General features: G+C 61.5%; 10 protein-coding genes. All 10 read right to left on the reverse strand.

Annotation, left to right across the window (positions count from 1 at the left end; genetic code table 11):
* Positions 1-59: 59 nt before the first annotated feature.
* Entirely contained in the window at positions 60-725 is a 666-nt protein-coding gene (locus tag QCD69_RS03615) for an RES family NAD+ phosphorylase (protein WP_301251062.1), read from the reverse strand.
* On the reverse strand, positions 718-1,392 hold the full coding sequence (locus QCD69_RS03620; protein ID WP_253460245.1) for an antitoxin Xre/MbcA/ParS toxin-binding domain-containing protein: 675 nt from the start codon (positions 1,390-1,392) through the stop codon (positions 718-720). The genes QCD69_RS03615 and QCD69_RS03620 overlap by 8 nt, the downstream gene beginning before the upstream one ends.
* Before the next feature lie 120 nt (positions 1,393-1,512).
* Positions 1,513-2,559 carry a 7-bladed beta-propeller protein YncE gene (gene yncE / locus QCD69_RS03625; protein ID WP_301251063.1) on the reverse strand — a complete coding sequence of 349 codons (1,047 nt, stop codon included), beginning with the start codon at positions 2,557-2,559 and terminating at the stop codon, positions 1,513-1,515.
* Positions 2,560-2,631: 72 nt separating this feature from the next.
* The gene (locus QCD69_RS03630; RefSeq protein ID WP_253460240.1) at positions 2,632-3,054 is read right to left on the reverse strand and encodes a hotdog fold thioesterase; all 423 of its coding nucleotides are present in this window, start codon (positions 3,052-3,054) and stop codon (positions 2,632-2,634) included.
* Complete coding sequence (gene dhbA / locus QCD69_RS03635) at positions 3,054-3,806, reverse strand: 2,3-dihydro-2,3-dihydroxybenzoate dehydrogenase (RefSeq protein ID WP_253460237.1); 753 nt, start codon at positions 3,804-3,806, stop codon at positions 3,054-3,056. Before dhbA ends, QCD69_RS03630 begins: the two co-directional genes overlap by 1 nt.
* The gene (locus QCD69_RS03640) at positions 3,803-4,654 is read right to left on the reverse strand and encodes an isochorismatase (protein ID WP_253460234.1); all 852 of its coding nucleotides are present in this window, start codon (positions 4,652-4,654) and stop codon (positions 3,803-3,805) included. Before QCD69_RS03640 ends, dhbA begins: the two co-directional genes overlap by 4 nt.
* A 14-nt stretch (positions 4,655-4,668) precedes the next feature.
* On the reverse strand, positions 4,669-6,282 hold the full coding sequence (locus QCD69_RS03645; RefSeq protein WP_301251064.1) for a (2,3-dihydroxybenzoyl)adenylate synthase: 1,614 nt from the start codon (positions 6,280-6,282) through the stop codon (positions 4,669-4,671).
* Between the two features lie 9 nt (positions 6,283-6,291).
* Positions 6,292-7,470 (reverse strand): isochorismate synthase, encoded by a 1,179-nt coding sequence (locus QCD69_RS03650; RefSeq protein ID WP_301251066.1) that lies wholly within the window; start codon positions 7,468-7,470, stop codon positions 6,292-6,294.
* A 222-nt stretch (positions 7,471-7,692) separates the two neighbouring features.
* The gene (gene entS, locus QCD69_RS03655) at positions 7,693-8,949 is read right to left on the reverse strand and encodes an enterobactin transporter EntS (protein ID WP_253460226.1); all 1,257 of its coding nucleotides are present in this window, start codon (positions 8,947-8,949) and stop codon (positions 7,693-7,695) included.
* Positions 8,946-12,869 carry an enterobactin synthase subunit F gene (locus tag QCD69_RS03660; RefSeq protein ID WP_301251163.1) on the reverse strand — a complete coding sequence of 1,308 codons (3,924 nt, stop codon included), beginning with the start codon at positions 12,867-12,869 and terminating at the stop codon, positions 8,946-8,948. Before QCD69_RS03660 ends, entS begins: the two co-directional genes overlap by 4 nt.
* Between the last annotated feature and the right edge of the window lie 3 nt (positions 12,870-12,872).

Raw genomic sequence — 12,872 nt, forward strand, 5'->3', positions numbered from 1 at the left:
GATTTGTACCAGCGACGATTTTAAAGCAAAAGCAGGATGGCAGACAGGAAAGAAGCCGATTAATGCCGTGCGGGCACAATGGTCAGCGCTATGCGTTCTGCCAGCTCCAGCACTTTAAACCAGGTGCCGTGATCCTGTAGCAGAGAACGGGAAACGCCCGTGGGCCGTAGCGTTTTTACGCCGAGGCGATCGCCAAAAAGCACGATGGCGCGCGCCGCGTCATCCTGTCTGGATATCCAGAGCAATCCCTGCGCCTGCGGACACTGGCAATAAATAGCTTCGGCCCATTTTCGGGTGGCCGGATAGCAATCTTTTTCGGTATCGATTAGCTGGCTACGCTTCAGGCCGAGCTTGTGTAAAGCCAGGCTGCGTAAATCCACCAGCCTCAGCGCTTCCGTTACCTCAATAACCGAGTGCTGCTGGCCGGTAAACTTTGCCTTGTCCATGCTTTTGAACCCGGCGGTATGCGGAACGTCGTGAAACAGCGTTTCCATCAGCGCGCAGGAAAACGTCGTACCGGCATACAGCGTGGGAATAGCGCGATCTTCCTCATCTTTAATGGGGCTGAATCGCGCATTGCCTTTAAGGCCCGGATTAAACTGCGTCGCTTGATATTTATCCAGATGGATACGGTGTAGCTTTTCACCGGCGTTAAGGAGCGTCAGGGTAACAGCAAGCTCTGCCGTGGGAGCGGGAAGCAGTAAAGCATCGGCAGAGCTAGCCATGTTCAACGCCTTCTACCTCATCTTTCGCTGCTTCTATTACCTGTTCCGGGCTGCTGAGCAGCAAATCCTGCGGACGCCTGCCGCCCAGGGCGCTGTTGTCAGCCCGAAACCAGTAGGCCATTCCCCAACCGTCCTTGCTATCGGTGAAGATTTTTATGATTTCCGCCAGCGCCTTACAGGGCCGGAACCCGGTGTCCGCCGCCAGAGCCCAGGCAGGATAGTAATCAATACCGTGATGCTGAATGGTAAAAATCTGCTGCTGTTTTTTCCACTTATGCGGCTGCGCGCTGGGGTTGCGCGCGCTGAACCCGGCCAGCCCGGCCACTTCTGCCGCCGTCAGCCAGTCTCCGCTTTCCAGTACGGCCTTACGGGCCTGGATCAGCATAGCGGCTTCTTTCAGCAGCGTTGGCGAGACCGGCGCCGACGGCAACATGATTTCCGCCAGCCGCTCCAGCGATGACTGCTCCTGACGCTCCCGCAGCACCTCAAGCAAAGAAACGGTCATGTTCATAATGTTTTCCGTTAACGTCTCGACCACGCCCGGCTGTTGATGAACAAAGGTCATGGCCAATACGCGATCGGCCTGAGACTTATTTAAACGGGCCTGGATCTCTTTCGGAGTGCCTACCAGCGTGGCGATACCTGAAGAAACCGGAATGGCGCTCATAGCTTTATCCTTGGTGATGGTAGTTATGATCAATATAACATAACCATCATTACTGACAAGGTCGCTTTTTGAACGGAAACGTAAAGATAAAGCCCCGACGTCAGCGATCGGGGCAACGGATTACAGCGCGACGCGCATCACCTCGTCAGGCGCGGCGGCTTCCTGTTTGCGGGAAGAAGCCTGCTTAACGGAGATATACAACGTCTGACCATCCGGCGACAGCGCAAGGCTGTTTGGATGGGTCGGCGCCTTAAGGGTTTTGACAACTTTATAGGTTTTGCCGTCAATAATGCTGACTTCGCCCGCCTCACGGTGGGTCACATAAATTTCATTGCGCTGCGGATTAAACAGCACCGCCAGCGATTTTGGCACGGCGACCTTCTGTATGACCTTGCCGTCTTCGGTGTTCACCACCAGCAGCTCAGGCTGCTTAGAGTCGGTGATAAAGGCGCGATGCGTGGCCGGATCCAGGCTGATATTCAGAAAGAAGTGCTCGCCCTCTGCCAGCTTCACTTTGCCAAGCAGCCTGTTGCTGGCGGTGTCGAAAGTGAAGAGTTCGTTATCGCCGCCGGTAGCGTAAAGGCGGTGCGCGGCGGTGTCCAGCGTCAGGCCGGTAGCGTGCTTGCCTAAGCCCTCCAGCGTATGGCGCAGCGTCAGCTTATCGCCATCCACCACCCAGATGCGGCTCTCTTCGCCCACGCCGCCGATATAAACCGTATTGGTATTTTCATCTACCGCCAGCTCACGCGGCGCCAGCGGACGGAAATTTTCGCTGCGCGGACGCGCATCCAGCACCAGACGTCCTTTTACCTGACCGCTTTTTACATCGATCGCGGTGACCGTGCTGTCCAGCGTGTTGCCGACAAAAAGCGTGTCGGTTTTATTGTTGATTGCCGTACCAAAGGGCTTGAGGTCGTTGTGGATCGCCTGAGTAATGGCCAGGGTCTGCGGATCGAGGCGGTAAACCACGCCGCCCTTATCCAGCTGGCGGCTGCCGGAGGTTGCCACATACAGCGCCTGCTGCGACGGGCTGTAAGCCATTTCATAAGCGCCTTTGGCAACGGGCTGGCGCAGCGGTTCAGCGGTTTCACTGTGGGCGGGGATCGCGGCGGCAAACAGCGCCAGCGTTAACAGGTAGCCTTTTCCACGGCTGAAGGTAGCGTTCATATTCTCTCCATGTAACTGAATGATCAGAGGTAAAGCGGCCCGACGTGCTGTCTTGCGGCGGCGGGCCGAAAATTAGCCCAGCAGCGCCGTGGTCAATCTTGCGGTACAGCAGCGCCTGTCCCTGTCGTCATAGATAGCGATTTCCCAGACCTGCTGGCTTCTGCCAAGATGCAGCGGCTGACACACGCCGCGCACCAGGCCGCCGGTCACGGCGCGATGGTGGCTGGCGTTAATCTCCGTGCCGACCACGCACTGCCCTTCCTGGCTGGTCAAAAAGCCGGCCATCGATCCTAACGTTTCCGCCAGCGCGACCGACGCGCCGCCGTGCAGCAGGCCAAAAGGCTGCTGCGTACGGGCATCGACCGGCATGGTCGCCTCCAGCCTGGCCTCTTCCAGCAGCGTAAAGGTCATGCCCAGATGGGCGACCATCGATCCGTCGCCCATGCGGTTAAGCTCATCCAGACTCAGCTGGCGCTTCCAGATAGATTTTGTCATTACGCCCCCAGCGTGCTGCCACCGTCGATCACAATATCCTGCATCGTGATATGGCTGGCTTGATCGGACGCAAGGAACAGAATAGTGCTGGCGACCTCCTCTGGCCGGGCGATTTTGCCCAGCGGAATACCGACTTTAAACTGCTCCGCAAAGCCGCGAATGCGCTGCTGTTCGGCATCCGGGCTTTTCCACAGCGTGCGCTGCATATCGGTATCGGTCGAGCCTGGCGACACCAGGTTGCAGCGCACGCCGAAAGAGGCCAGCTCCAGGCCAACCGTCAGGCTGAGGCTGCGCAGCGCCGCTTTCGACGCGCCGTAGGCCGACATGCCGATGCGCGGACAGTGCGCAGCGTCCGACGCCACGGTGACGATAGCACCGCCGCGCTGCTCGCGGAACCACGGCATGGTCTGCTGGAACAGGTTAAACGCGCCGCCAACGTTGACGGCCATCACCGCTTCCCAGTCCGCCACGTCCAGCTCATCCGTCGCGCCCATCCGCAGAATGCCTGCGCCGTTGACCAGCACGTCCAGTCGCGGCGTTTCCGGCCGCAGCCGCTGGCATACCGCTTTCACCTGCTGCGCGTCGGCTACGTTCAGCTCCACGGTCTGAAACGGGTAATCGGCCTGAGGGAAAGCGAGATCCAGCCCGACTACCGTCGCGCCCGCCTCGTGAAAGGCCAGCGCGGTGGCATAGCCAATGCCTTTACCGGCACCGGTTACCCAGATATGTTTATTGGTAAAATCGAGGCTCATGCGCGCTCCCGCGACAGCAGACGCCACCAGGCCGCCAGCGTCGGCTCTTTCGCCAGCATCACAAAATCGATATCGCCGTAAACTTTACGCCAGCGCGCCGCCAGCGCCATCATGCGCACCGAATCCAGGCCGTAATCGATCAGGTTCTCATCCTCTTCCGGCGTTTCGTCCTCATCCAGCATCGGCTGCACCAGCGCGCGCAGCTGCGCCATGCTCAGCGGCACCGGCAGCAGATCTTCCGTCAGCACCACTTTCCCGGCGCGACCGGCGGTGTATTTCAGCGCCATCAGGTGCTCGTCGCGGCTGAAGTCAGCCAGCGCATCCGCCACCATAAAGGGCTGGATATCCCGCATAAAGGCGTCGATAGCGGTGGTCAGGCAGCCGATGTGCGCGTACACGCCGCAGATAATCAGCTGGTCGCGGCCGGTCTCTTTCAGGTGCTGCTCCAGCGGCGAGCGATGGAAGGCGCTGTAGCGCCATTTCACCAGCACTTCGTCACCCTCTTCCGGCGCCAGTTCGGCTACGACTTTCTGCTGCTCCGGATGTTTATTCAGCCCCGGCCCCCACATATCGTTCAGCAGCGCGCGGTCTTTATCGCTTTGATGATTAGGCTGCGCCGTGTAGTAAACCGGAATGCCGTTCTGGCGGCAGTATTCACGCAGCGCGGCGATATTGCTGATGACCTGTTTGATCATCGGGCAGTCTTCGCCCCAGAAATTAATAAAATAGTTCTGCATATCGTGGATCAGCAGCGCGCCCCTGGCGGGTTCAAACGTCCATTTGACCTTGTTTTCTGGCAGGTCGGCGGCGGCAGGCAGCGCATAGGCTTTCAGTGCAGGGATAGTCATTTTTTCTCCGGAATTCAGTTGGTCTGGCTGGCGGCCAGCTGTTGACGCAGGCGTTTTTTATCCACTTTACCGACGGGCGTCAGCGGCAGTTCGTCAACGGTTTCAATACGATCGGGCAGCTTGTAGTCCGCCACGCCAAGCTCGCGCAGATAGCGGCGGATCTCCACGGCGCGCACGGGACGTTTGCCCACGATAAAGGCGCAGCTTTTTTCGCCCAGCAGGCTGTCCTCCATCGAGACCAGCGCAACGTGCAGAATGGCCTCGTGGCGTAACAGCAGGTTCTCGATCTCTTCAGCGGCAATTTTCTCGCCGCCGCGATTGATCTGATCTTTTTCGCGGCCCTGCACGCAGATATAGCCGTCCGGCGTAATGGAGACCAGGTCGCCGGAACAATAGAAGCCGTTGGCGTCAAAGGCCTGCGCGTTGTGCTCCGGGCTGCGGTAATAGCCGCGGAAGGTGTACGGGCCGCGCGTCATCAGCCGTCCGGTTTCGCCCTGCGGCAGCGGATTGCCCTGCTCGTCCGCAACCCAGACCTCATCGTCCGGGCTCATCGGCGTGCCCTGCGTCGAGAAGATGTGCCACTCGTCGTCGGTCAGCTGCGTATAGTTGACCAGCCCTTCCGCCATGCCGAAGACCTGTTGCAGCCGGCAGCCGATTTCTGCCGGAATGCGTGCCGCCAGCGCTTCGCTTAAGCGCGCGCCGCCCACCTGCAACAGCTGGAGCGAGCCAAGCGCCCGATTGCTGCCCCACTCCTGAATCGCCTGTAGCCAGAGGCTGACCGCTGGCGGCACCAGCGCCGTCGCCGTAATCTGGTGTTTTTCAATCAGCGGGAAACAAAGGTTGGCGCTCGGATCGCCTGCCAGCACCACCAGGCCGCCGCCATAAAACACGCCGAAGGCGCCCGGCGAACTGAGCGGATAGTTGTGCGCGGCGGGCAAAGCGCAGAGATAGCGGGTTTTTTCGTTAAAGCAACAGACTTCCACGCTGCGGCGGATGCTGTAGTAGTAGTCGTTATGGGTACGCGGGATCAGCTTGGGCGTGCCGGTACTGCCGCCGGAAAGCTGGAAAAACGCGACTTCGTCAGCGGCGGAAGGCGCAGCGACAAACTCGCCTTGCGCCTCGTCAATTAAGGCCGCAAGCGAGGTATCGTCCTCACGAGCGTTGCGCAGCACCACCTCACGCAGCGACGGATAGCGCTGGCGCAGCGGTTGCAGATAGTCGTCGGTGGCGAACAGCGCGTGCTGACGATCGGCGATCAGCAAAGCAGGCTCAATCTGGCTGGCGTAGGCGTCCAGCTCCTGGCGCTGATGGCTGAACAGCGCGTTGACCGGCGCGACGCCGAGTTTCAGCAGTGCAAACAGCACGATATAGAATTCGGCCACGTTGCCCAGCTGCACCAGCGCGGTATCGCCGCACTTCAGGCCGCGACGCTGTAAGGCCGCCGCCAGACGGGTGCTGGCGCTCTCCAGCTGCCGGTAGCTGTATGCGCGGTCGCCGTCGATCAGCGCCGTTTCCGTGCTGTCGGCATGGCGAGTCAAAATATCCGTTAGCGGCAGATCCAGCCAGTAGCCTTTTTCACGGTAGCGGGCCGCAAAATCGTCGGGCCAGCGGGAATAGGAAATCGTCATAAAATAGCCTTATTGCAGTCCAAATACGTGCAGCATGGTGCTGAGCTTGACGCCGGTTTCGCGCCATTCCGATTCCGGCGAAGAGGCCGGAACGATGCCCGCGCCGGCGAACAGGCGAATGTTTTTTCCGGCCAGCGTGCCGCAGCGAATGGTCACCACCCATTCGCCGTTGCCTTCGTCGTCGCACCAGCCGACGATGCCGCCGAACAGCTCGCGGTTAAACGGCTCCAGCTTTTCAATCCACTCGCAAGCGGCAACGTGCGGATAACCGCTCAGCGCGGGCGTAGGATGCAGCAGGCAGGCGAGCGACAGCGCCGTTTCCTCAGCCGCTGCGGCTTTGCCTTCAATCGCGGTAGCAAGGTGCCACAGCGTCGAAGTAGTGATCAGCTCCGGCTTGTCCGGCACCGCCAGAGAGCGGCTGCGCGGTTTCAGCACGTCGTACATGGCGTTGGTCACCAGGCGGTGCTCGTAGCGATCTTTTTGCGAGTACATCAGCTTTTCGCCTACCGCAAGATCGCGCGCTTTGTCGCTGCGATCGCGTCTGGCCGAGCCCGCCAGCGGCAGCGAAGTGTAGGTTTCGCCCGACTTACGCAGCAGCAGCTCCGGGCTGGCGCCCAGCAGCGTGCTGCCGTCGGCCAGCGGAACATGGAAGTGATAGCTGCCAGGGTTGAGCGCAATCAGGCGATCCATTAACGCCGTAGCCTGCACCGGCTCGGCGGTAGTGATATCGATCAGACGCGAGAGCACCACTTTATCCAGGCCAGGCTGGGCGGTCGCTTCCGCTGCTTTCGCCACCATCTCCATAAATTCAGCCTGTTCAGGAATGTTCTGGCGCGCGGTAATTACCGGCTCTACGGCAGAGCTCGCCTGCTGCGCCGACTCTGGCTGCTGCTGGCGGGAGAATGCCTCATGACGCTCAGGAATAAATAGCGCGGAAGGCTGGCGCGTATCAAAGGGGATGGCGCCAACCATCACCGGGCGCGTAATCCCTTTGGCCCTGGCCGCGGCAAAGGCGCTGCGTACCTGCTGCTGGAAAGCGCCCTGCAGGTTGTCGCCGTCGGCGGCGGGACAGGTAATTTCGGCAAAGCGACCAGTGGTGATAAAGCTTTTCCACGGCGATGCGAAGAAAAAGCTCTCAGATGAGAGAGAAACTGATGGTTTAACTGCATCAGCGCAAAGCGTCTCCATAACGGCCTCCAGCCACAACGATAAAAAGTATAATAATGATTATCATTTGCATTATTACCGCGTAACTTTAAGTAAATTCTTTGTGATGTCAAGCAACGTTTCGCAGTTTAAAACAGTGCAAAACACCACGCCGCGACCAGGCGCAACGTTTGCGCCGTTATTAGCATCATTTGGCAGCATTACCTGCCGCCAGGGCAGGCAAGGAAGGACTAAAACCCGATGTTATTCAGTTACGCTTTCTCCCGGCGAAGCGGGCGCGGGCTGGCGATAGCGTCGGAGCGAACCGAAGGCGGCGGCCAGCACCAGGCTGACGATGGCCAGCCCCAGGCCGCTGCTGCTGGCGGCGGTGGCGGGCAGCATCACCGTGGTCATCGCGCCCAGCAGCAGCGCGCCCAGCGAGTCACCCATCACGTTTTGCGCCGTCCACAGGCCGTTGATACGGCCCAGCATCGCGTCCGGCGTCAGCGTCTGGATCAGCGTGTATTGCAGCAGCGCGCTCAGGGCGCTCAGGTAGCCGAACAGCATCAGACAGAGCGCGCCCGCCTCCCAGTAAGGCATCAGGCCGCACAGCCCTACCGCGACGAAAGCGGCGACGGCGGTGAAAAGCATCACCTTGCCCGGACGCGGATGCTGTGCCAGATTGCCGCTGGTCAGCGCGCCTGCGGCCGCGCCGAGCGGTACGGCAGCATAGAGAAAGCCGATCTGCTGCGCGCTCAGCTCCCAGCGAATGGCCAGCGCCGGATAAAGCACGCGTACCGCCGTCGCCATGGTCAGCAGCGCGCCCACCAGCGCCACGCCGCCGATCAGACGATGGCCGAGCAGAAAGGTAAAGCCTTCCGCCAGCGACCGTAGCGGCCTGGCGTGCGACTGCGGCGGCGGCGGCAACGACGGCAGACGCAGCAGCGGGATCAGCGTAATAAAGGTGCCCGCCGCCGCCAGCGCGAAGTTCCAGAATACGCCGCCCGCCGCGAGCAGCACGCCGCCCACCATCGGCGAGATCACCGCGCCCAGTCTGACCGTGAGCATGGTGATCGCCCCGGCCTGCATCAGGTTTTCACGGCCCACCAGCGCGGGCGTGGCGGCAAGCAGCGCCGTCACGCCGATGGCGCCGAAAAAGCCGTCCCAGATGCCCAGCAGGTAGATGGCGGTCAGCGACGGGGACGGCATGGCGGCATTGACGCACAGGCCGATAAAGCCCAGCCCGCAGGTCGATCGCGCGAACAGGATCAGCCGCCGACGCTCGTGGCGATCCGCCAGCACGCCGCCCAGCATCAAACCGGTAAACAGGGCCGCGCCGGTCAGCGTGACCGCCAGGCTTACCTGCCAGGCAGAACCGGTCAGCTGCTGGATCTGCACCGGCACGCCGACGCCAAGCAGGCCCAGCGCCAGGATAGAGATAAAGCGGGCGATAAACACCGCCCGAAAATCAGGGTGCGTCTTCAGCAGGCTGAGGCTGAGCATAAAGGTCTGTTTTTTCATTGTGTTGCCCGATCCAGCAGTTGGTTAAGGCGTGGGCCGATATGGGTAAACGCCTCTGCCGAAATAATATCCACATGCGCGCATTCCACCGGGAAGGTTTGCAGCGCGTCGAGCCATGGCGCCCACGCGGTGTGCGCATCCTGCCCCGGCTTCAGCGTTTTCTGCGCGACGAACAGCGTGGCTTCCCCGACGAAGCGGCGGCTTTTCGCGGTCGCCAGCAGCCTGACCGCATCGCCGTAGTTGCCTTCGATAGCGCCAAACAGCGCCTGGCTGGCCGAGGCCGCCAGCGACTCGCGCAGCGACGCCTGGGCGGCCATAAAGGCTTCACGCTCGCGGTCGATTTCCGCCAGCACTTCGGCATCCAGCTGGTTATTCCGTGACCAGTTTTGCGTTTCCGGCGGCCAGGTATCCAGCAGCCCCAGGAAGGCGACTTTTTCGCCCTGCGCCTGCAGGCGCGCCGCGATAGCGTGCGCCAGCGTGCCGCCCAGCGAATAGCCCAGCAGATAGTAAGGGCCGTGCGGCTGCTGCTCGCGCAGCGTGGCCAGATGCCGCTCGCAAAGCTCATCAAGATTTTCCGCCTGCCGCATTGGCCCGTGCGGGCGCGGCGACTGAATGCCGATCAGCGACCAGCACGCGTCCAGATAGCGTTGCAGAATGCTGAACTGCCAGGCGAAGCCGGAGGCCGGATGGAAGCAAAACAGCGTGGGGCCGTGCGAACGCCGCAGCGGCAGGATGGTTTCCATGCCCGCGCGGCTCGCCTCTTCTTCGCTCTGCCGCGTCAGCTTTTCCGCCAGCGCGCCGACGGTGGACGCCACCATAATCAGCCCCGGCGTCACCGGTCTGTCGAGACGGCGACGCAGATCGACCGCCAGCCGCATCGCCAGCAGCGAATGGCCGCCGAGGGCAAAGAAGTCATCATTAACCGAGCGGATCTCGCAGTCCAGCAGGCGGGCAAAGGCTTCGGCCACCACGGTTTCCACACCCTCTGCCGGCGCGCGACCTGCGGCGTGGGCCAACTGTGGCAGCGGCAGCGCCTTGCGATCCAGCTTGCCGTTAGCGCTTAGCGGGAAAGCCGCCAGCTGCACCAGCACCACCGGCACCATGTGCGCGGGCAGGCGATCGCTAAGCTGCTCGCGTAGCGCGGCCGTATCCAGTTCGCCGGACGCGGCCACCACGTAGCCCACCAGCTGCCGTTGATCGCCGCCGCCCGCGCTGGCGTTGCCGAGCACGCAGGCATGGGTAACCGCCTGCGCCACATTATCCAGCGACAGCAGCGCCTGATCGATCTCGCCCAGCTCGATCCTCTGTCCACGGATCTTAAGCTGATCGTCGCTGCGGCCCAGATATTCCACCGCGCCGTTCTCCAGCCAGCGCGCCACGTCGCCGGTGCGGTACATTCTTGCGCCCTCGCCTTCCGGATCGGCAATAAAACGGCTGGCGGTCAAATCGGCTCGCGCCAGATAGCCCTGCGCCAGCTGCACGCCGGTCAGATAGAGATCGCCCGCAATGCCCGGCGGCACCGGCTGCATATTGCCATCCAGGATGCGCAGCCCGGTGTTCCAGACCGGATAGCCAATCGGCACGCTTGCGCCCGTTACGTTGGCCAACGCTTCGCCGTAGGCCGGATACCAGCTCACATCCACCGCCGCTTCGGTCGGGCCATAAAGATTGTGCAGCGGCACGGCCGTTTTGTCCTGCCACTGGCGACAGAGATCGGTCGGCAGCGCCTCGCCGCTACAGAATACCCGCCGTAAAGAAGCACAGTGGGCCACGGCCTCGTCATCGGTTAACGCGGTGACAAACGCCGCCAGCATGGAAGGAACGAAGTGCGTAGTTGTGACACCGTAACGGCTGAACAGCGCCTGGAGCGCCTGCGGATCGCGATGCGCTTCCGGTGGCGCCATCACCAGCTGCGCGCCAGTCAGAAACGGCCAGAAAAATTCCCAGACCGAGACGTCAAAACTGCACGGCGTCTTTTGCAGCACTACATCGTCGGTAGTCAATCGATAGTGGTCCTGCATCCACAGCAGGCGGTTTACGATCGCCTGCTGGCCGACCATGACGCCTTTTGGCCGTCCGGTTGAGCCGGAGGTATAAATCACATAGGCGGTATGGTACGGGCGTGACAGATCCTGAGCAGGCGCAAGATCCACTGTCGGCAGCGGCTGGTGGTAGCAGAAGCTTTGCAGATTTTCGAGCTGCGCAAAGCGGCCCAGCTGTTCTTCGGTGGTGATTAACAGACGCGGGTTAGCGTCTTCCAGCATCATGCTCAGCCGATCGGTCGGATAGCCGGTATCCAGCGGCAGCCAGGCGGCGCCCAGCTCCACAATGGCCTGTAGGGCAAGCGACAAAAATACCGAACGCGGCAGCGCCACGGCCACGATGTCGCCCGCCTGCACGCCCCGCTTTTGCAGCGCCTGAGCCAGCGCCGTTACCTGCTGGCGCATCTCGCGGTAGGTAAAACTATGCTGGTCATCCGCCAGCGCGTCTGCGTCCGGGGTGCGCCGCGCCTGCGCCATAATCAGGCTGCTCAGCGTGGTTTGCGGTACCTCGATCGCCGTATCGTTAATCTGCCGCAGCCGCTTTTCCTCATGCGGGTGCAGCAGCGTCGCCTGCGCGTAGGTCAACGTCGGATGGCCCGCGAACTGGCTAAGCAGCAGCGGCAGGCGGGCAAGATGCTCACGCAGCGTTTCCGCCTGATAGCGCTCCGCGTTCGCCAGGATTTCCAGCGAGACGTTGCCCTCTTCGTCCGGGTAGAGCGCGATTTCCAGATCGCGTACCGGGCCGGAAGCCAGCTGGTGGGTCACGCCTTCGATACCGGCAAAATCCAGCCGGTAGTCAAACATTTTCAGGTTAATGACCGGGCCGAACAGCGGCTCGCTCAGCTGGCCGATATCCCTTTGGATTTGCTCCGCGTCGTAGCGCTGATGGCGGCGCGCTTTTTTCAACTGCTGCTGCAGCGCCTCCGCCAGCTGTGGCAACGTGGCCTGAGGATCGAGCCGTATCGCCATTGGCAGCACGTTGAGCACCGGCCCGGTGGCGCTCAGCGCGGCCGATCCCAGGCGGCGCATAAAGATAAAGCCCGCGCTGTATTCCGCCCGCGCGCTGAGGCGGCCCAGCCACACCGCAACCAGCGCCAGCGCCAGTTCCGACGCGCTGAGCTGGCTTTGCGCCCGCAGCTCGCGGAAATCTTCGCGGCTCAGCTGCAAATGCTGACGAATAAGATGCGTGGTGGCGCTTTGTCCGTTCAGCGGCAGCGGCGACAGGCTGGCGGGCATCGGCAGCTGGCTCGCCTGCTCTTTCCAGAAGGCGGCATCGCGCTGGCGGGTCGCGGAGGCGCTATAGCGATCGTACTCCTCCACCACGTCGCTGAAAGGGACGAAAGGCGAAGGCTTCGGCTCGCTGCCGGTGCAAAGCGCAGTATAAATCTCCGCAATGCGACGGGTGATGGCGGTAAAGCTGAAGCCGTCCACCACCAGATGATGAAAACGCTGATACCAGTACCAGCGGCTTTCGCTCAGGCGAAAAAGAATATGACGATAGATCGGGCTGCCGCTGCTGATGCGCAAATCCTGATCCAGATCCTGCTGCATACGCGCCAGCGCCGCCGCTGCGGGATCGGCCTCGTGGCGCAGATCGACGCACTCCGGCAGGGTAAAGTCAGCGTCGGCATCGACCCACTGCATCGGCACGCCGTCCCTTTCAGTAAAGCGCATCCGCAGCGTGTCCGCCTCCTGCATCCCGCGCACCACGGCCTGGCGCAGCAGCGGCTCATTCAAAGCGCCGTTCAGCTCCACATAGTGCGCCACGCTCCAGGCATTAACCTGTGACGAAAGCTGTTCCGCCATCCAGATACCGGACTGCGCCGCTACCAGCGGCATCATTTGCTGCTGCACTTTATTTATCAGCGCCTCGCTCATTTC

This window comes from Erwinia sp. PsM31 (genome assembly GCF_030433775.1).
Classification (GTDB): Bacteria; Pseudomonadota; Gammaproteobacteria; order Enterobacterales; family Enterobacteriaceae; genus Erwinia; species Erwinia aeris.

Excerpts from the sequence above, each read along its gene's own strand:
- QCD69_RS03615 (WP_301251062.1), bottom strand. The coding sequence starts at position 725 with ATGGCTAGCTCTGCCGATGCTTTACTGCTTCCCGCTCCCACGGCAGAG.
- QCD69_RS03620 (WP_253460245.1), bottom strand. The coding sequence starts at position 1,392 with ATGAGCGCCATTCCGGTTTCTTCAGGTATCGCCACGCTGGTAGGCACT.
- yncE (WP_301251063.1), bottom strand. The coding sequence starts at position 2,559 with ATGAACGCTACCTTCAGCCGTGGAAAAGGCTACCTGTTAACGCTGGCG.
- QCD69_RS03630 (WP_253460240.1), bottom strand. The coding sequence starts at position 3,054 with ATGACAAAATCTATCTGGAAGCGCCAGCTGAGTCTGGATGAGCTTAAC.
- dhbA (WP_253460237.1), bottom strand. The coding sequence starts at position 3,806 with ATGAGCCTCGATTTTACCAATAAACATATCTGGGTAACCGGTGCCGGT.
- QCD69_RS03640 (WP_253460234.1), bottom strand. The coding sequence starts at position 4,654 with ATGACTATCCCTGCACTGAAAGCCTATGCGCTGCCTGCCGCCGCCGAC.
- QCD69_RS03645 (WP_301251064.1), bottom strand. The coding sequence starts at position 6,282 with ATGACGATTTCCTATTCCCGCTGGCCCGACGATTTTGCGGCCCGCTAC.
- QCD69_RS03650 (WP_301251066.1), bottom strand. The coding sequence starts at position 7,470 with ATGGAGACGCTTTGCGCTGATGCAGTTAAACCATCAGTTTCTCTCTCA.
- entS (WP_253460226.1), bottom strand. The coding sequence starts at position 8,949 with ATGAAAAAACAGACCTTTATGCTCAGCCTCAGCCTGCTGAAGACGCAC.
- QCD69_RS03660 (WP_301251163.1), bottom strand. The coding sequence starts at position 12,869 with ATGAGCGAGGCGCTGATAAATAAAGTGCAGCAGCAAATGATGCCGCTG.